General features: G+C 48.6%; 16 protein-coding genes. 3 read left to right on the top strand and 13 right to left on the bottom strand.

Annotation, left to right across the window (positions count from 1 at the left end; all coding sequences use genetic code 11):
• Positions 1-12: 12 nt before the first annotated feature.
• Positions 13-1251: a multidrug effflux MFS transporter gene (locus tag O4H49_RS15975; protein ID WP_269424440.1), complete on the bottom strand. Its 1239-nt coding sequence runs from the start codon at positions 1249-1251 to the stop codon at positions 13-15.
• 117 nt (positions 1252-1368) lie between these two features.
• Entirely contained in the window at positions 1369-2310 is a 942-nt protein-coding gene (locus O4H49_RS15970; RefSeq protein WP_269424439.1) for a LysR family transcriptional regulator, read from the bottom strand.
• Between the two features lie 175 nt (positions 2311-2485).
• Between O4H49_RS15970 and betC the strand changes: the two genes are divergently transcribed.
• Together betC and O4H49_RS15960 are read left to right on the top strand one after the other, a co-directional pair.
• A complete protein-coding gene (gene betC / locus O4H49_RS15965; RefSeq protein WP_269424438.1) occupies positions 2486-4003 on the top strand; it encodes a choline-sulfatase in 1518 nt (505 codons plus the stop codon).
• A gap of 243 nt (positions 4004-4246) precedes the next feature.
• Complete coding sequence (locus O4H49_RS15960) at positions 4247-5140, top strand: ATP-binding protein (protein ID WP_269424437.1); 894 nt, start codon at positions 4247-4249, stop codon at positions 5138-5140.
• Between the two features lie 94 nt (positions 5141-5234).
• Here the strand turns inward: O4H49_RS15960 and O4H49_RS15955 are convergent, their stop codons facing one another.
• The 11 genes from O4H49_RS15955 to O4H49_RS15905 form a co-directional block, all read right to left on the bottom strand.
• Positions 5235-6422, bottom strand: a complete 1188-nt coding sequence (locus O4H49_RS15955; RefSeq protein ID WP_269424436.1) for a PP2C family protein-serine/threonine phosphatase — start codon at positions 6420-6422, stop codon at positions 5235-5237.
• A 75-nt stretch (positions 6423-6497) separates the two neighbouring features.
• Positions 6498-6806, bottom strand: a complete 309-nt coding sequence (locus tag O4H49_RS15950; RefSeq protein WP_269424435.1) for an STAS domain-containing protein — start codon at positions 6804-6806, stop codon at positions 6498-6500.
• A 19-nt stretch (positions 6807-6825) separates the two neighbouring features.
• Positions 6826-7923, bottom strand: coding sequence for a methyl-accepting chemotaxis protein (locus O4H49_RS15945; RefSeq protein WP_269424434.1), 1098 nt, complete (start codon positions 7921-7923; stop codon positions 6826-6828).
• A gap of 62 nt (positions 7924-7985) precedes the next feature.
• Complete coding sequence (locus O4H49_RS15940) at positions 7986-9053, bottom strand: protein-glutamate methylesterase/protein-glutamine glutaminase (RefSeq protein ID WP_269424433.1); 1068 nt, start codon at positions 9051-9053, stop codon at positions 7986-7988.
• 12 nt (positions 9054-9065) lie between these two features.
• Positions 9066-9734, bottom strand: coding sequence for a chemotaxis protein (locus O4H49_RS15935; RefSeq protein ID WP_269424432.1), 669 nt, complete (start codon positions 9732-9734; stop codon positions 9066-9068).
• A 2-nt stretch (positions 9735-9736) separates the two neighbouring features.
• A complete protein-coding gene (locus O4H49_RS15930; RefSeq protein WP_269424431.1) occupies positions 9737-10585 on the bottom strand; it encodes a CheR family methyltransferase in 849 nt (282 codons plus the stop codon).
• A 47-nt stretch (positions 10586-10632) separates the two neighbouring features.
• A complete protein-coding gene (locus O4H49_RS15925) occupies positions 10633-13329 on the bottom strand; it encodes a methyl-accepting chemotaxis protein (protein ID WP_269424430.1) in 2697 nt (898 codons plus the stop codon).
• A 217-nt stretch (positions 13330-13546) separates the two neighbouring features.
• Entirely contained in the window at positions 13547-14116 is a 570-nt protein-coding gene (locus O4H49_RS15920) for a chemotaxis protein CheW (RefSeq protein ID WP_269424429.1), read from the bottom strand.
• A complete protein-coding gene (locus O4H49_RS15915) occupies positions 14116-16344 on the bottom strand; it encodes a chemotaxis protein CheA (protein ID WP_269424428.1) in 2229 nt (742 codons plus the stop codon). The genes O4H49_RS15920 and O4H49_RS15915 overlap by 1 nt, the downstream gene beginning before the upstream one ends.
• Before the next feature lie 121 nt (positions 16345-16465).
• Positions 16466-16834 carry a response regulator gene (locus tag O4H49_RS15910; protein WP_269424471.1) on the bottom strand — a complete coding sequence of 123 codons (369 nt, stop codon included), beginning with the start codon at positions 16832-16834 and terminating at the stop codon, positions 16466-16468.
• Positions 16834-17136 carry an STAS domain-containing protein gene (locus tag O4H49_RS15905; RefSeq protein ID WP_269424427.1) on the bottom strand — a complete coding sequence of 101 codons (303 nt, stop codon included), beginning with the start codon at positions 17134-17136 and terminating at the stop codon, positions 16834-16836. Before O4H49_RS15905 ends, O4H49_RS15910 begins: the two co-directional genes overlap by 1 nt.
• 412 nt (positions 17137-17548) lie before the next feature.
• On the opposite strand from O4H49_RS15905, the gene phnD reads away from it, so the two are divergent.
• Positions 17549-18526, top strand: a complete 978-nt coding sequence (gene phnD / locus O4H49_RS15900) for a phosphate/phosphite/phosphonate ABC transporter substrate-binding protein (protein ID WP_269424426.1) — start codon at positions 17549-17551, stop codon at positions 18524-18526.

Here is an 18526-nt window from a genome sequence, read left to right as displayed (position 1 = left end):
TAGCGCGCTGCCTCAGCGAGAAGTTGGCTGTGAGCCGATGGCAGTGGTGCTTTTGCGTTCTACCCAGAATACGATCAAGAGCGAAATCAGACCGAGTATTGCAAAAGAAGAAACCAGTGGCAGAACTGTGCCGTTATAGATCTGGCCAATGGTGACACCGATAGCCATACAGATGAAAGTTGTGACAGACCCAATAACAGCAGAGGCTATTCCGGCAATCTTGCCCAAGGGCTCCATTGCAAGGGCGTTAAAGTTGCTGAAAAGCAGGCCAATACAGAAAAAGCTTGTGATCATGTAGGCCATGAAGCCCCAGAGCGGGGGAGCACTGTTTGTCAGGGCAACCATAAGAGAGAAGCCCAGGGCCAGTATTGTCATGGCCACCAACGCTGTTTGTGAGAGCTTGCGCATACCGTGTTTGATAACAAGTTTCGCGTTGACGAAAGAGGCAATCCCGATTGAAAGGGCGAGGACAGCAAAATACAGCGGGAAGAGATCAGTGATAAAGTAAATGTCCTGGAAAATCTGCTGGGCGCTATTGAGATAGCCGACAAAAGCACCAAAAACAACGCCGGCTGCAATCATATAGGAACGCGATTGGCGATTGGCCAGAATGATTTTGATGCTGCCCCAGATATGAGTGCGGGAAAAGGGGCTGCGGTTTTCCAGTGAAAGTGTTTCCGGCTGACGCAGGGCGAACCAGATAAGGGCAATGGTGCCGAGAAGGCAGAAGCTGTAGAAAATACTGTGCCATTGGGCCAGTTGCAGGATCATCTGTCCGAGTGCCGGGGCGATTGTCGGAACCAGGATAAACACAGCCATGATAAAGGACATGATCCGGGCCATAGCCCGTCCTTCATATTGATCGCGGATCAGGGCGATGCTGATGGTTCTCGGACCAGAGGCCCCAATGCCTTGCAAGAACCGTCCGACCAGCATCAGTGTGTAATCGGTGGCCAGCGCAGAGATAACAGAGCCAGCCAGAAAAATGACGAGGCCAAGGTAGATTGCGGGCTTGCGACCATAGCTGTCAGACATTGGGCCAAAAAAGATTTGCCCGATAGCCAGCCCAAGGAAAAGAACACCGACCATCAACTGGGCATCATTGGAATTTGCCAGCCCGAGATCTTCTCCTATAAGGGGGAGTGCGGGTAAAATGGCATCAATTGATAAGGCGACCAGAGACATCAGCAAAGCCATTAGGGGAATGAATTCCCCGGCTTTCATCGGTTGGGCCTCGTGAGCTTGTTTCATAACGGATCACTTGCTTAGAGGAAATGTAGCTTGTGTCATACGCGTCCAAAAGCTGTTCAACAAGTCAGATTTGGATGCTCATCCATTCTGATCACCCCTTTTGCCGCTAAAAGGGGATTACTGTTTGGTAATCCAGTTGAAAACCGCTTCGACATTGGAACTTGTCGCTTTGCGGCGATAGAGAATATAGGCCCGGTTGCTTTTAACCGTGCCGGGGCAAGCGGGGACAAGCTGACCGCTTTCAAGAAACTTGTCGATCAGCCCATACCATCCCAGGGCGACACCCTGGTGATCCAGAGCTGCCTGTAGGACCAATGCGTAGTTGCTGAGGCTCGTGGGTGCATGCGTTTTGGGCCCGAGAATATCCTGGCTTTGAAACCAGCTGTCCCAGTTGTACCAGGGAGCTTCGGGGGCAGCAGAGAGGTTGAGAAGGGGAAGTTTCAACAAATCATGAGGGCTTGTAATCGGCCCATATTTTTCCAGAAATACAGGACTGCAAACAGCGAGGACCTCTTCGGCAAAGAGGATCTGGTTTGTTGGTGTGCTTTCTGGTGGCGTTGTCAGGGCAATGACCAAATCGCTTTCTATGTCCGATGAAAGGATCGTTACCTGTGCCGGATCTTTTGCCAGGGCGTCAGAAGGGGTTTGGGAGGTGAAGACCTGGATATCAAGATCCCGAAACTGGTCGCGAAGCAGTGGCAATCTGGGGAGTAACCAATGGGAGGCAAAGGCAAAGTCAGTGCTGATGCGAACGCGAGTGGTGGTTTTTTCGTTTTCAATCGAGTGAAAAACCTGAAGCAGGTCGTTAAAATTTTCCCGGGATGTTGCGTGGAGTAGCTGTCCCGCGCGGGTGAGGGTTATCCCGCGGTTCTGGCGGTGAAAGAGAGGTTCGCCCATATAGGTTTCAAGACGTTTGATTTTTTGGCTGAGGGCTGGCTGTGTCAGGCGTAACAGTTTTGCTGCTTTAGTCAGGCTCCCCTGTCGGGCGGCGGTGTCAAAGGCGTGCAGATCTGAAAGGTGATGGTGTAGTTTGTTGTACATATTATTTATGTCAGACATGAAAATTATCGATCTGTTGCCTGTTTTCTCTTTGGTGTAAGTTTTTTGAAGATAAAATATTTTATGAAGCAAGGCAATCGAAGCGTGAAGTTATGTCGTTTCTGGCTATCCAGAATGTCGCCACATGATACGCTGAAGATGTCTACCGGGGCCGATCTGGCTGAGAGGAAATTGTATGAGTAGCAAACCCAATATTCTGATTATCATGGTTGACCAGCTGAATGGTACTTTCTTTCCAGATGGTCCGGCTGATTTCCTGCATACGCCGCATTTGCGTGCTCTGGCAGAACAATCACTGCGTTTTAAAAACAATTATACGGCCAGTCCTCTCTGTGCCCCAGGTCGCGCATCCTTTATGTCCGGACAGTTGCCTTCCCGGACCCGCGTATATGACAACGCAGCCGAATATGCGTCTGATATCCCGACCTATGCGCACCACCTCCGGCGAGCGGGGTATTACACCTGTCTGAGTGGCAAGATGCATTTTGTCGGGCCGGATCAATTGCACGGATTTGAAGATCGTCTGACAACAGACATTTATCCGGCAGATTTTGGCTGGACGCCAGATTATCGCAAACCGGGCGAACGTATCGACTGGTGGTATCACAATCTGGGTTCTGTAACCGGAGCTGGCGTTGCCGAGATCTCCAATCAGATGGAATATGATGATGAGGTGGCTTATCACGCTCAGCAGAAGCTCTATCAACTGGCCCGAAATCAGGATGATCGCCCCTGGTGTCTGACGGCCAGTTTTACCCATCCCCATGATCCTTACGTCGCCAGACGTAAATTCTGGGATCTTTATGAAGATTGTGAATATCTCTCTCCTGTGATCCCTCATATTGCCTATGAGGATCAGGATCCGCATTCGCAGCGGCTATACAACGCCAATGATTACAGAAAATTTGATATTGCAGATGAAAATATCAGGCGATCCCGTCAGGCCTATTTTGCCAATATCTCCTATCTGGACGAAAAGGTAGGACAGTTGCTTGATGTGCTGGAACGATGCAGAATGCGCGACAACACGATTGTTGTTTTCTGCTCGGACCATGGCGACATGCTTGGTGAACGTGGCCTGTGGTTCAAAATGAACTTCTATGAAGGATCCAGCCGGGTGCCCCTGATGATTTCAGGCCCGGGGATTACACCAAGACTGGTTGATACGCCCGTTTCCAATCTGGACATCACCCCGACACTTGCGGCGCTTGCAGGCGTGGATCTTTCAGAAGTTCTGCCCTGGACAGATGGTGAATCTCTGCTGCCTTTGGGCAGGGGGGAAGAGCGAGCCAGTCCGGTTTATATGGAATATGCGGCTGAAGGGTCTTATGCGCCAATGGTCTCTATTCGAGAAGGAAGGTATAAGTTTAATCATTGTGAACTTGATCCTCCCCAGCTGTTTGATTTGGAAAGTGACCCTGGAGAACAGAGTAATCTTGCCGGTCTTCCGCAATGGAAAGAGCTGGTTGACAGCTTTATGCTGAAGGTTAAGTCCCGTTGGGATATGGCGTTGTTTGATTCTCAGGTCCGGGAAAGTCAGGCACGACGATGGGTTGTGTATGAGGCTTTGCGAAATGGAGGCTATTTCCCCTGGGATTTTCAGCCTCTGCAAAAGGCTTCAGAAAAGTATATGCGTAACCATATGGATCTCAATACGCTTGAAGAGAATGCCAGATATCCAAGAGGCGAGTAAAATACAGGGTTAAGTGCGATAGTGAAAACAGTTACAGGCGTCTCAGGTGAGATGCCTGTAACTGTTTTATCAAGAATGTGATAAGGTTTTTAGTAAAGGAATGTGTGACAACGATAACAATTTTGAGTGGTATTCATTCAGAATTTCTTTAGAAAATAAATCTAGAATTTCCGAAGGCTTATTGTTTCGTACCAAAGATCATCGGCAGGCTGCTTAAGTTGAACATATGGAGAATATGGGAACGTGGGATCACAGCGAATATTGCTTCTGGATCATGATGAAAAGACGCATTGTGATGTTTCACAAATACTCGGTGAAAAAAATCTGCAGGTGGTCACAGCTGAATGTCCTGATGAAGTTATTTTTGATTCCCTGGCCGAGACATCTCCTGTCAGTCTGATCCTCGTCTCTGATGATTTTGATCGAGAAACCCTGATGGCCTCATCCCTGTCAGGTGGTGGTAATGAAAAGCTCAAACAAAAAATTCCAATAATCGTGATGTCCCGGCAGGGGAAACGAAAACCAGCCTTTGAACGGCTTCTAGGAAGCTGCTTCCATATTATTTATAAGCCTCTGGTTCCCCAGAATCTCTGTTCTGCTGTTATGGCGGGGCTTGAACAATACAGCAATGTAAGGGACTTGCTGTTGCAACTGGAGCGGCGCTCTTCAGCTATCGGACTGATCACATCTGGTACCTTTGAGTTTCGCAGCCCAGAACAGGCCAGAAATTTAACGACCATGCTGGCGATTGCCAGTCCTTCGGCCGAAAGGGTGGTTATTGGGTTAAGCGAACTTCTGCAAAATGCCATTGAACATGGCAATCTCGAGATCGGGTATGCTTTAAAAACCGAGCTTCTCAGAAAGGGTAATTTACCCGAGGAAATTGAAAAGCGTCTGGCAACCGCACCTTACAAAGACAGACTGGTTACATTGTCATTCGAGCGTCGTGAAAAAGAAGTTATATTCATCGTTACGGATGAAGGAGCAGGTTTCGATTGGCGCAAGTACCTGTCCCTTGATGACGAACGACTTGCAGAGTCACATGGGCGGGGCATAGCTTTTGCCTCAATGATGGCTTTTTCAGAACTTGATTATAATGAAAAGGGTAACCAGGTCACAGCCAGAATGGAGATCTGATGCGCTTGAATGTTTTAGAGAATGTTTTGGTGAAAGCCGTGGGTTTTCGTTTGCTCTTTCTTCTGGTCAGAGACGCAAAATCGAAAAGACATTTTTAGTCGAGATAGTCAAAACTAACAGCGGTAAGGTCATCCTTGAGAAGGTGTCCTTTATTTTCATAAAAATCTTTCATGACCTGATCCAGAAGGTGTTTGTTTTCTGAAGCGGACGACAAACTTCTGACCTTTTCCAGCAGGAGATCACCTTCAAGGTATTTGCCATCTTTCATCTGGGTTTCGGTTAAGGCATCGCTATAGCAAAAGAGGAAATTGTCTTTAGAAAAAGCGATTTTTCTTGTTTCATAGCTTGCTTTCTCGCTTATCCCGAGAGGGAGGCCAGAGGTGTCGAGGTATTCGATGCTATCCGGGTCGGCCCATTTTCCATAAATCGGCTGTGGAGATGCGGCTGCTGCATAATAAAGGGTATTTTCTTCGCGTGAAATGATGCCGATCATCATTGTGGCAAACTGGCCAGTGGGAAGAATTCTGCATAGATCCAGATTGATCTGTTCGAGGATGGCACAGGGATTATCCCAATCATGATCAATGTTATACATGAGAGTATGCAAACGGACAGTATTGAGGGCAGAGACAACACCGTGGCCGGAGAAATCGGCGATATAAAATCCCAAAGAACCGTTTTTTAGAGGTTCTGCCCGCCAGAAGTCCCCACCGAGTTCGGAGGAAGGTTCGCAAACAGAGGCTATGTTGACTTGAAAACGGGATTTGATGTCTGCCAGAAACTGGGACGAGGGCAGCAAGTTTTGCTGAACATCTTTTGCCATGGCCAGTTCATCGGCGACACGGTTGAGATATCGTTCCTGTTTTTCGGCGAGGACAAGGTTCTGGAGATGTAACTTTGTCCGGGCAACGAGCTCCTGGGGATAGACGGGCTTGGTAATCAGGTCGCTTGCCCCGACAGCAAAGGCCTTGAGGCGTTCTCCCTGATTATCCATTGCGGTCTGAATAATAATGGGTATTGAGGCCGTATCTTCAATCTGGCGTGCCAGTCTGCAGACTTCCATGCCATCCATAATGGGCATCATCAGATCGAGAATGATCAGATCTGGGGGAGTGGCCGCGATTGTTGACATCGCTTCCATGCCATTTTCGGCCATGATTATATTGGTGAATCCCGCTTTTTTTAAAATTGAGTAGATTAGAACGCAAAGAGATTTTGCGTCGTCCACAACCAGAATTCTTCGGTTGAGAATGTCTTCTAGCGGAACTTTTTCGCTACTCACATGCAAGGATTATGTCCTTAGGTAAAAATCTGGAGGATGTCTCGAATGGTTTTTTGCGGGCAGACCTGGGCAGTTTTACTCATTAATTACCTGAATAAGTGTCTCCAGTTTTACCAGTTTGAACATGGTTTTTACCCGTTCTTTGGGATTGCTGATCCGGAGAGTCCAGTCTTCACTCTGGGCCCTCTCCTGGGCGACCAAAAACATACCCAGACCCGCAGAATCAACATAGTCTACGTTGGCGAGGTCAACCTGAATGGTGTGGGCACCTGTTTTGACGGCTTCGTCGATCATGCTTCTGAAGGTCGGATGATCGCTGAAGGTAAATTCCCCTTTCATGATGCACTTGACATTCTTTTTGTCGGGTAGAAGAGAATAATCCATGATGTTTTGATCTCCGGTTTTAAAATAGTTCTATATCGTCATCGTCAGCAGATACTTCATCACTTTCTGGGCTGTCTTTTGTGCTTTCGGTATCTTCATCATACAGTGCGTGCATGATAAATCTCTCACGCATCTCGCTGAGGTTGAAGCCATTGATCAGGGTGTCCAGCCATTCACGGTCAAGCTCCGGCGTGATATCCTCGCCCAAGGCTTCTTCTGTTCGTCTGATCATATCGTCATTGGCCTGTATCATGACCTGAAAGGCATCAAGAATATGGGCCAATCTTTGGCTGGTACGGTCTTGAAACTGCATCCCTTTGATCATCTCAGAGATTTTTTTAGTGATGGCATCAGAGCTTCCGGCGGATTGGGATATTGTGGCACTGAACTCTTTGTTCCGTTCAAGCATGCTGTTCATGATTTTGTCGATCTTATCTTTGGCCAGAATGTTTTCCGACATGTCGATCGATGTCACGTTTTCAAGAGTTATCCTGGTTTCTGCGAGACTCTTGGAAACGTTTGAAATCTCTTCCCGGATTTTTTTTGAAAGGTCTTTGACGGATTGGGACAATTCGCGCACGCCGTCTGCAACAACTGAAAAGCCTGCACCGGCGGAACCGGCTCGCATAGCCTCGATTTTGGCGTTGAGGGCAAGAAGATTGGTCTGCTTGTTGACCTTTTCGATGTCATCCACTCGGGTCTGTACTTTCTCGACATAGAGAAGGAGATCCTCAAGGGCGTAGGTCATACTCATACCGTGCTTGGAGATCCGTAAAATCTGCTCGACAACGCCCGATAGACTGTTCTCCAGTGTGGTTAATACTTCTGGCAGTGGTACATTGACCCCGTCGACAAGGACGTTGCCGGCAGTATCAACGATGTTTTTCAGCTCTTTTGCCTGTTGTCTGGAATATGTTGCCAGCTCTTGAAAGTTCTGCGAGAGATCATCTGTACTTGTTTCCACCAATGACGAGGCAATTTCGACCTCTTTTGTCAGGGCGCGGAATGTTCTTTTTTGCACATCGGACAGGCCGACCCAGAGTGTTATAAGCTGGTGCATGTCTTCAGCCTCCTGTCCGGAGGTGTCATTGAATTGTGCTTCTGCCGTCATTGCCATTGTTTTTTCTCCGCGGGGCCCTAGCTGCTCTGTATCTGGTTTCGTCTGCTTTCCCGTGCCGGTTAAACTCGAATATGCCTGTCCTGGATACTGCCGCAGGCATTCAGCATGGCCTCTGTAATGAGCCGAAGAGGAAGTTGCTGTTCAACTGCCCCAATTTCGAAAGCTGCCCGCGGCATGCCATAAACAACGCAGGATGTTTCATCCTGGCCCAGGGTTATTGCTCCGGCCTGGCGCAATTCCAAAAGGCCCGCTGCGCCGTCTTTTCCCATACCAGTCAATATGACCCCGACAGCATTTTTGCCTGCGGCCTCGCAGGTCGAGCTGAAAAGTACATCTACTGAAGGGCGGTGTCCTGACACGGGTGGTGTGTCGGACAACTGGCAGATATAGTTTGCACCAGAACGCTTTAACTTGAGGTGTTTGTTGCCGGGAGCGATATAGACATGTCCAGGCAGAACTCTTTCATCATGTCGTGCCTCACTAACAGAAACAGCGCTGACTTTATCCAGCCGCTCGGCAAAGGTCTGGGTAAATTTTTCTGGCATGTGCTGGGTAATCAGTACAGCCGGGCTGTTGGCCGGAAGTCGGCATATAACCTCTCGCAAGGCTTCAACGCCGCCGGTAGAAGCCCCGATCGCAATAATTTTTTCTGTTGTAGAGAAGTTTACAGAGGCAAGAAGGTTGGGCCTGTTCAATTCATGATCATTTTTTTGAAGGGCTTTTACGCGTGCCCCCGCGGCTGATTTTACTTTTGTGATCAGTTCGTCTGCGCGTTCCTCTATTCCTTTTTGCATTCCGAGTTTGGGTTTGGAGAAAAAATCAACCGCCCCGAGTTCAAGGGCCCTGATGGTCGCTTCTGCCCCTTTTTGGGTAAGCGAAGAAACCATGACGACCGGCATAGGGCGTAACGTCATGATTTTTTCGAGAAAAGACAGGCCATCCATTTTCGGCATCTCAATGTCGAGTGTGATGACATCGGGGAGCAGTTTTTTAATCATCTGGCGCGCCTGAAAAGGATCTGCGGCAGTGCCGACAACCTCTATTCCAGGATCCCGTGACAGGAGTGCCTGTAACAGTTCGCGCATCAGTGCTGAATCATCGACAATCAATACTTTGGTCTGTTTCAAGTCATCATCCTGTTAAAAGAGTTCTATGCTGCCTTCGATCGATTGCCTGTTCAGGGTGGTCAGCAATTCTTTTTCTTCAGTTTGCACCTGTGCATTTGAAGTGCGATCAAGGAGTTTCATCTTCACAATGCCGGTCCGGGGGAAATAGACGATCTTCCGTGCCTGTTCACCGCCCAGATGCTCGGCAAGAGTGGCGAGATGCTCGTTCTTAAGATATTTCAAGACAAACTTGATGTTTTTTTGCCCAACCTCGTTCGTGGTGTCGAGTACATGACCACCGCCAAAAAGCTTTATTTCCAGCCGGTTTTTAGCTCCACCCATCGACAATACGTCGTTCAGGAGTGTTTCCATGGCGTGGTTACCGTAACGCATGGCGGCATTTGCGCCGCTCCATTGACCTGTCTCGCTTTCTGGCAACATGAAGTGGTTCATGCCTCCTACTCCCAAAGCTGTGTCACGGATGCAGGCACTGACACAGGAGCCAAGGGTTGTGATTAACATTTCATCTCTGCGGGCTGTGACGTAATGGGTCCCTGGCATGATCTTGACAGCGAAGTGCTTGAATTTTGGATCAAAAAAACGTTTCGGTTCGCCGACATGCGGGTGTTGCAGGTCGGTGTCATCGGAGAAGTAGTGATCGACCTTGCCCTGCTGGTTTTTTGATGATGGAAGTACGGCCATCTCTATACCCGTTGATGTATGGTTTGCCCGATCAAAACTAGATCAGTGCGGTTATCCGAGAGACTTTCTGAATGACCGATGTACAACCATTTGCCGGGCCCGAGTTTCTCGGAGAAACGTCCGGTTAAGCTGAGCTTGGTGTCATGATCAAAATAAATCATTACGTTACGGCAAAAGATTGCATCAAAGGGACCCTTCATCGGCCAGGGAGCCATAAGATTTAGCTGCTTGAAGGTGATCAGTTTTCGTAACTCCTGATTCATCGTGCAATAGCCTGGTGCGTGTTCTCTTGTATAACGACTGCGGAACGGACGCGGCATGTCTTCGATTGCTTTGTGGCTGTATTCTCCCTCCATACCGGTTTGCAGCATTCTGGTATCCAGATCTGTTGCCAAAATCCTGACATCGACGGGACCAGTCTTCTTCATCAATTCATTCATGATGATGGCAATAGAATAAGGTTCTTCCCCGGATGAACATCCTGCTGACCAGATCCTCAATCGTTTCGGAAGACCTCTGGCGAGTTGGTCGGATGTTATGGCAAGGCAGGCCTGGTATAGGTGCCTGAAATGATGGGCTTCACGGAAAAATTTGGTTAGATTTGTCGTGATGGCATTAATCAGCATCCCGATTTCGGTATTCCCCTGATTTCCTTCCAGCAGGTCGAGATATTCCCTGAACGAGCTGAGTCCCAAGCTCCGTAACCGCCGGGCAAGACGTGCATAGACCATATCTTTTTTGCTCTCTTTCAGGACGATGCCTGTTTGTTGGTAAACCATGCTTGTCAAGGTTTTGAAGTCCTTATCAGTAAAGGGGAACTCCCGCTTTCTCAGTGATTCTGGCGCAGTCATTCAGGGGGGCTTTCCTCATTTTTCCACTGCTTGATCCAATCTGCGGTTTAAAACTCTGACCAATCGTCATCATCCTCAACTCCGACCGCTGATGAACGGGCTGCTGACTTGAGGACGGCAACTTTTCCAGGGGCTGAACCTGATCTGTGAGTGGCTTTTACTTCTTTCAGTGCTCTTGCAGGAGCAGCCCTTACATGGTCAGTTTTGAAGAAAGAAATCAGCTTGGTCAGGGCTTCTGCCTGCTCTTCGAGGGATCTTGCAGATGCAGAGCTTTCTTCAACAAGCGCAGCATTCTGCTGAGTCATTTCATCCATTGAAGTCACTGCCGTATTGATTTCTTCTACACCAGATGCCTGTTCTCTGCTTGAAGCGGCAATCTCTGCAATAATGTCTGCGACACGCTTGGAAGAGTCGACGATTTCCGCAAGAGTAGTACCGGTGTTATTTACAAGGCTTACTCCCTGCTTGACCTGATCATTCGCTTCAACAATCAGAGTTTTGATGTCCTTGGCTGCTTCACTGGAGCGTTGTGCCAGTGTACGAACCTCTGCCGCGACGACGGCAAATCCTTTACCTGCTTCTCCTGCTCTTGCTGCTTCGACGGCTGCATTGAGGGCAAGCAGATTGGTCTGGAAGGCAATCTCGTCGATGACGCCAATAATATCGGAAACTTTTTGCGAAGCCTGCTCAATGCCGGTGACAGCAATTACGGCTTGCTTGACAACTTCGCCACCTTTCCCGGCTGTTTCGCAGGCATTGATAGCCAGTTGATTGGCCTGTTGGGCGTTGTCAGCATTCTGTTTGACCGTGGTGGACATCTCTTCCATTGACGCAGCGGTCTGCTGCAGGCTGGAAGCCTGGGCCTCGGTTCTTTGAGACAAATCTATGGAACCTGCTGAAATTTCGGTTGAGGCACTACCTATCTCGTCAGCAGAGGCAATGATCTCTCCAACGGTTCTGGAAAGACGCTGTGCGGTTTGATTTACATCCTGTTTCAGGGTTTCATACATGCCCTTGTAATCGGTTTTGACCTGGTGAGTCAGGTCGCCACTCGATAGCGCAGCCAAGGCCGAGGCAACGTCGTTGACGACATTGTTAACATTGTTGTTTAGCGCATTGAGGGCATTAGCCAGGGCAAGCATGAAACCTGCTTTGCCTTCTGTGGAGAGAGATTTTGTGAAATCGCCTTCTGATATGGCATTGACCATGGAATCAACTTCCTGTTGGATTGCCAGTTCCTGGGTGATGTCACTCCACTCGACCACTGATCCAAGCCGCTCTCCCTGACTATTGACAATAGGGTTGGCGACCAGGTTGAAACTACGTCCACCGACAGAAATCTGACTTCTGTAAGTAGAGTTCAGAGCCTGTAAAATGGCCCGTTGATGGGCGGGGTTCTTGTGAAAGCGATCGATACTGCCGCCAAGGAGTGTCGCTGTGTTAAATTCGCGCAGATCTTTACGAAGATCAGCTTCGCAGTCTTTCATCATCGCGGTAACAGCTTCGTTCATATAGATAATGTTGAGATCGTTATCTGCGACCATGACATTGGCAGAGCAGCTGTCGAGGGCGACTCTCACGCGCATGTTTTCCGAGGCAATGCGCATGTTTTCGGTAACCATCTCATCCTGCTTAATCGCATTCTCCTTGAAAGTCTGAAGTGCAGAGGCCATTTCGCCGATCTCGTCACTGCGCTGCAGGCCTGTGATCTCGAAAGATTTATCGCCATTTGCCAAGAGCAACATTTCTGCGGTCGACTTCTGCAGAGGACGCACGATTGAGCGGGCGAATAGCCAGCCGAGTAAGGCGACGACGAGCAGGATGATTGACCCGATTACGAGAATGGCAAGCCCGGCCTGGTAAGCAGGTACGAGAACTTCTTCTTCATTGATTTTTGCGACGAGGGCCCATCTGACCCCTCCAAAATCAAAAGGTCTGTAGGCGGCGACCACAGAAATACCACGAAAGTCATTTAGGACCTCGATCCCGGTTTCTCCTTCCAAAGCATTTAAAGTTGGGCCTGCCTTGATTTCGGTTTTTAGAATTGTGGATTCCGAAGCAAAGCGTGAGTCACTTCGCATGAGATAATCGGAGCCGACAATATATGTTTCGCCACTTTCCCCGAGTCCGACAGGTGAGGTTAAAATCTGGTTGAGACGCTCGATTGGCATCTGAAAAATCAAAACGCCCTGAACTGCGTTGTTTTTTATAATAGGAGTTCCGATGAAACTGGCAGGGGCTCCATTGCTGGGGGCGTAGGCTTCGAAATCTGTGAAATTTGTGAAACCTGGAAGAGGATTGTTCACGGCTGCCTTGAATGTCCGTGCCAGGCCGCTATCGCGGTATTTTCCATTAACCAGATTGGTTGCGAAATCCAGTTCTTTGTACAAGCTGTAGATGACATTGCCTTCAAGATCGACAAGAAAAATGTCATAATACCCCCGCTTTTCAGCCGTGAGCCGGAACCAGGGATGAAACTTTCGATGTTCCTGATGATAGGTTCCCTCAATAGCCGGACCATCGAAAAGATGTTTTTGGCCGATTCGTTCGTTATTTCCTATAGGGCTTGTGGCTGTACTGTCACGTTCGTTTATATAGATGCTCTGAAGCGATTTCTGGGGGTCGCTATCGAAGCGTCGTTCCTCGCGAAACCCCAGGCTGAAACCTGACAAAGCCTGTTCGATACTGTCACTGGCTGCTGTTACAATGAGGTCCTCCTCAATAGAGAGAAGGTATTGCCGCAAGCTGGACTCCCTGGATTCCGACAAAACTTGAAGTTTTTGTTGTTGCAGCGAAACGAGGTTCTCTGTCGTGTTGAAAATACTGAAAATGCCTACGGATATGACGGATATGGTCGATATAAGTATAAACAAGATGGGTAATTTTCGTGAAATTTTCATCGAAAAAATATTGAACAAACCACGCATCTTTCTCTCCATTCTGCATCTTTGTATTCATCGCTTACGCTGAATCTGATTTCCATGCTCTGCCGGTGGCTACACCTTCTTCAATCAGCTGGCTATTGAAGAGACGCTCTTGGTTTAGCAGGGCGACCATTCGTTCTTTGATGGTAACGAGGCCTGTGAGGTATTCATCATCGACAATCCGCTCCATCCGTGGGACGGGCCGAATGTCGTTGATAGAAACGGTCAGAATGTCTGAAACCGTATCGACGAGTATGCCGATCATCCGGTTTTTTACTTCGATAATGACGATCACATGCATTTTGGTCGCAGAGGTTTTTCCTAGCCCGAAGCGACATCGCAAATCGAATATTGGGACAATAACCCCACGAAGATTCAGGACGCCTCGCATGTGTTGTGGCGTGTTCGGCAGGACTGTTGTTTCTACCCAGCCTTTGATTTCCCTTACGGACATGATGTCGACGCCGTATTCCTGGTCATCAATCGTGAATGTAATGAACTGTGCCTGTTCCTGAATAGCTGTTTTGGAGATAGCAGTTCCTGCACTGTCATCTGTTGTCAGGACTGCAGGCATCTTTTCCTCCATCATCTGTCTGTTGCCTTCCATTAATTCTGCTCCATGACAGCGAGTTCACGGGGATCTATCGTCGCCGGCTTGTCCAGAGGCAGGGCTGTTCCCTGGGGGATTTCGGAAAACCCTTGCCCGGATGTTTCTGGTGCCGATGTTTTGATTTCTGCTTTGGCCATGGCGTCAAGACCATCAACATCAAGGATCAGGGCAACTTTCCCGTTTCCAAGAATGGTTGCGGCTGAAATGCCTTCTACCGGATCATAATTTTCTTCGAGGCTTTTGATCACGACCTGCTGTTGACCAAGCAGTTCGTCAACCAGTACACCGACACGCCGACCGCCTTCTATTTCGACAACAACAACGATGGCCTTGCTGGGATCGTGTTGCGCACCGGGTATGTTGAAGAGATTGTGCAAAAGAACCAGGCGCAGGTATTCCCCGCGAATGGCGACGACAGTGGAACCATTTGAAAGAGGGTGGATGTCTTTTTTTGCTGGCCGCAGACTCTCGATGATCGAGGTGAGAGAGATGATGAACTTTTCCTGGCCAACAGAAACGATCATGCCGTCAAGTACAGCCAGTGTCAGGGGGAGCGACATAATAAATTTTGTGCCTTGCCCTGGTGTTGATTGAACCGCAATGCGGCCACCAAGATTTATGATGTTCCGGCGCACAACATCCATCCCGACACCGCGCCCGGAGACGTCTGTTACTTCATCTGCAGTGGAAAAACCGGGGCTGAAAATCAGTTCGTCGATCGCCTCGTCACTCAAAGAGGCATCTGAACTGATAATGCCTTTTTCTATCGCCTTGATGCGGACACGCTCCCGGTTTATCCCGCGACCGTCATCAATTACGATAATGTGGATACGGCCACTGCGGTGCTCAGCAGACAGGGTAACGGTTGCTTTTGCGGGTTTTCCTGCTGCAATGCGATCGTTAGCTGTTTCTTCGATACCATGATCCAGAGAGTTCCGGATCATATGTATCAGAGGATCCGCCAGCTGTTCGATCACGGTTTTATCAACTTCGGTATGTTCGCCGAGGGTGATTAGCTCTACCTGCTTGTTCAGCTTGGACGCCAGTTCCCGAACCAGTCGCGGAATCCGGGAAAAGACGGATTTGACCGGTTGCATGCGAACCGCCATAACAGATTCTTGGATTTCCCGGGTATGCATACCCAGATCCTCAAAGCCTTTGGACATGTACTGGGCAAATTCCGGGGGAAGATTTTCGACCTGTTGTTTGAGCATGGCCTGGGTGATGACCAGTTCGCCAACCATGTTCACCAGGCGATCAACCCGATCGAGATCAACGCGGATTGAGGAAACCTTTGCCGTGGTGGGCGCTGCTCCTGCAGGGGGGACCGGGCCCGGGGTCGTGGTCAGAGGGGGGGCGGCCTGTACTGGAGCGCCTGTGTTTTCAAAAGTGCCTGGGAGAGCAGAAGTTTGCTCAGCCGGGTCTGGATCCTCAGGAGAGGGCTGTTTGGCTGTCCCGGGTTCTGTGTCGAGAGTCTCTACCTTGATTTCGAGGTCACAATCATCTGTTACAAATTCAAATACTTCTTCGATATCTTCGAGAGGACGATCAGTAACAAGCTCAAAAACCCAAGAGAAATAGGCAATATCAGGCTCTATTTTTCGAATATTGGGCAAGCGTTCGGTGTTGACTGTTGTGCTCAGTTCACCCAGTTGCTTCATTTCCCTGACGAGCAAGAGGGGCTCGTTTGCATGTTGAAACAGATGCGGTTTTGGTGAGAAGCTGATGATATACTTCGATTTGGCAGTGGAGTTTTTTTCTTCCTGTTCTGCTGGTTCCTGAGCAAGAGGCCGGGCAGACTCTGTTTGCTGTTCTCCGGGGCCACCTTCTGCGAAGAGTTTGAGCTGGCTGGTTATGTCCTGGAGGCTCGTATCTGTAAGAGTGACACCATCCTGAGCTGCTTGAATAAGGCGGGTGAGAATATCATTTGCGGCCAGCAAAAGGGTTATCAGTTCTTCGGTAACCGGGATTGTGCCCTGACGCATCTTGTCTAACAGGGTCTCGTATATATGAGCAAAGCCGACGAGCTGATCAAAGCTAAAGGCTCCGGCCCCACCTTTTACAGAATGAACAACACGGAAAATTGCGTGAAGATCTTCAACATCGACTGCATCAGGATGTTGTTGCAGCAGAGCCAATCTTGTTTCTGCATCTATCAGCAGTTCGGCACACTCTTCAAAATAAGTGGCTTTAAACTGATCAAGATTGAATTCGTTGTTACTCACAACTCCCCCTTCACAAGTTTGCGCAAGATGGTGAATTACCTGTGCAGTGCTATTGATAAACTCCTCTGAACCGACTTACGTATGCTTGGGACAAGTTGGTCCCGGTTGCTTCTGCCCGGGATTACGGACAAACTTTCTGGACCACCTGAAGCAGCTTTTCCGGATTGAAAGGTTTCACGATCCAGCCTGTTGCCCCAACGGCGCGACCTTCATCTTTCTTGGCGCCGTCGGCTTCTGTGGTCAGAACCAGGATCGGCGTCAGGCGGTGGGTCGGGTTTGCTCTGATTTCCTTCACCAGTGTCAAACCGTCCATATTGGGCATGTTGACATCCGTGATGACCAAATCGACCCGGCCGCTGCCGGCAAGTTTTGTAAGGGCGTCGCGCCCGTCAGAGGCCTCTATAACGTCGTGTCCGGCGCTTTTGAGGGTAAAGGAAACCATATCCCTCATGGTTTTTGAATCGTCTACAGCGAGAACTTTTAATGCCATCATCCTTCATCCATCATCGTAATGTTTGAATAGAGCCCCAAGTCTTTAAAAGCGGTAACAAGCGTTTCTGATGCTTGGCTTATTTGAAACGCTCTTCCTGCATCAATACAGCTCACGGCTGCAGAATGAATGACCTGGATACAGGCTGTTGAGGCCTTTTCAACTGCGCTGGCATCTATCTTCAGATTTAATGCCCTGTTGTCGCAATCAAGGAAAATTTCTAGCAAACTCTCTGCTGAAGCCATGTCCAGGCAGGGATTTAAGCTTATTGTGGCAGTTTGCTCAGATACTTCCAATTTCATCTGTTTGAATCACCTCTCTGGAATAAGGAACGATTCAGTGTATTGGGTCTTTATAATTACATCACAATAGCATCATACAGCTTATGAGTGTAGGTTGAAGTTCTTAAGAAGCAATTAAGCAAGAGTTCTTGATAAATTTAATTAAAATTATATTCAGATGAGGGGTGAGCATGAGTATTTCGAGCTTGTTGCTCCTCTGCTACAGAGGTCAGGAGAACAGCAAATACTGATTTGTGAAATTTTATTTCAAATGAAGCCAAGTTGTGTTTCAATTGAAGGTAAGGTTGATAATAACACGCAATAAATTACTGGTTTTCGTCAGGTCTTCGTCCTGATCTGGTTTCTATTCGAACTGGTAATGATCAAAAACAATAATCAGATTCAATTCTGGTTTTGATACTGGGAGGTATTAATGAAACTTCGGGACATTCTCTTGGGTTGTGCAAGTGCGCTGGCCTGTTTTTCTCTTAACCTGACAACAGCCGCCGCGCAGGATTGTCCTCGCGGAGCTCTCGACACCCGTTTTTGTGATGTTGATGGCGATCTGATTGCGGATACCCCAACGGATCCGTCAGAATGGCTGGATCCGGATACATTGATTTTTGCCTATACACCCGTTGAAGATCCTGCGGTGTATAAAGAAGCCTGGTCAGATTTTATTGATTATCTTGAGGAAAAGACCGGCAAGGAAGTTGTGTTCTTCCCGGTTCAGTCCAATGCAGCTGAAATTGAAGCCATGCGATCTGGCCGACTTCATATCGCGGGCTTTAACACAGGATCAAACCCGCTTGCCGTGAACTGTGCCGGTTTCAACCCCTTTACCATTATGGCCAGTGCCGATGGCAGTTACGGGTACGAGATGGAAATCATCACCTACCCTGGCAGTGGTGTAGAAAAGGTCGAAGACCTGCGGGGTAAAAGCCTTGCTTTTACGTCTCCGACATCAAATTCAGGTTTCAAGGCACCCTCCGCCATCCTCAAGGCCGATTTTGATATGATCCCGGAGCGGGACTTTGAACCGACTTTCTCAGGCAAACACGATAACTCTATTCTCGGTGTCGCCAATAAGGATTATGTGGCGGCCTCCATCGCCAACTCTGTGAAATTCCGGATGATTTCACGGGATGTGATCAAAGAGGATCAGCTTGTGACCATTTACAAGTCACAGACCTTCCCGACAACCGGCTTTGGCGTGGCTTATAATCTGAAGCCGGAGCTTCAGGCTCAGATCAAGGATGCTTTCTTCAGCTTTGAGTGGGCCGGGACGTCTCTGGAAACAGAGTTCTCCAAGTCTAATGAAGCCCAGTTTCTGCCTATGAATTACAAAGAATTCTGGGACGTCATCCGTAAAATCGATGCAGCAAATGACGTGTCCTATTCCTGCCAGTAA

Source organism: Kiloniella laminariae (assembly GCF_027214005.1).
Taxonomy (GTDB): Bacteria; Pseudomonadota; Alphaproteobacteria; order Kiloniellales; family Kiloniellaceae; genus Kiloniella; species Kiloniella laminariae_A.
Note: the sequence above shows the minus strand (reverse complement) of the source record. Positions and strands in the feature narration are given on the sequence as shown.

Coding starts and splice junctions, on each gene's coding strand:
- O4H49_RS15975 (WP_269424440.1), bottom strand. CDS start 1,251: ATGAAACAAGCTCACGAGGCCCAACCGATGAAAGCCGGGGAATTCATT.
- O4H49_RS15970 (WP_269424439.1), bottom strand. CDS start 2,310: ATGTCTGACATAAATAATATGTACAACAAACTACACCATCACCTTTCA.
- betC (WP_269424438.1), top strand. CDS start 2,486: ATGAGTAGCAAACCCAATATTCTGATTATCATGGTTGACCAGCTGAAT.
- O4H49_RS15950 (WP_269424435.1), bottom strand. CDS start 6,806: ATGGATTATTCTCTTCTACCCGACAAAAAGAATGTCAAGTGCATCATG.
- O4H49_RS15945 (WP_269424434.1), bottom strand. CDS start 7,923: ATGGCAATGACGGCAGAAGCACAATTCAATGACACCTCCGGACAGGAG.
- O4H49_RS15935 (WP_269424432.1), bottom strand. CDS start 9,734: ATGGCCGTACTTCCATCATCAAAAAACCAGCAGGGCAAGGTCGATCAC.
- O4H49_RS15930 (WP_269424431.1), bottom strand. CDS start 10,585: ATGACTGCGCCAGAATCACTGAGAAAGCGGGAGTTCCCCTTTACTGAT.
- O4H49_RS15920 (WP_269424429.1), bottom strand. CDS start 14,116: ATGGAAGGCAACAGACAGATGATGGAGGAAAAGATGCCTGCAGTCCTG.
- O4H49_RS15910 (WP_269424471.1), bottom strand. CDS start 16,834: ATGGCATTAAAAGTTCTCGCTGTAGACGATTCAAAAACCATGAGGGAT.
- O4H49_RS15905 (WP_269424427.1), bottom strand. CDS start 17,136: ATGAAATTGGAAGTATCTGAGCAAACTGCCACAATAAGCTTAAATCCC.
- phnD (WP_269424426.1), top strand. CDS start 17,549: ATGAAACTTCGGGACATTCTCTTGGGTTGTGCAAGTGCGCTGGCCTGT.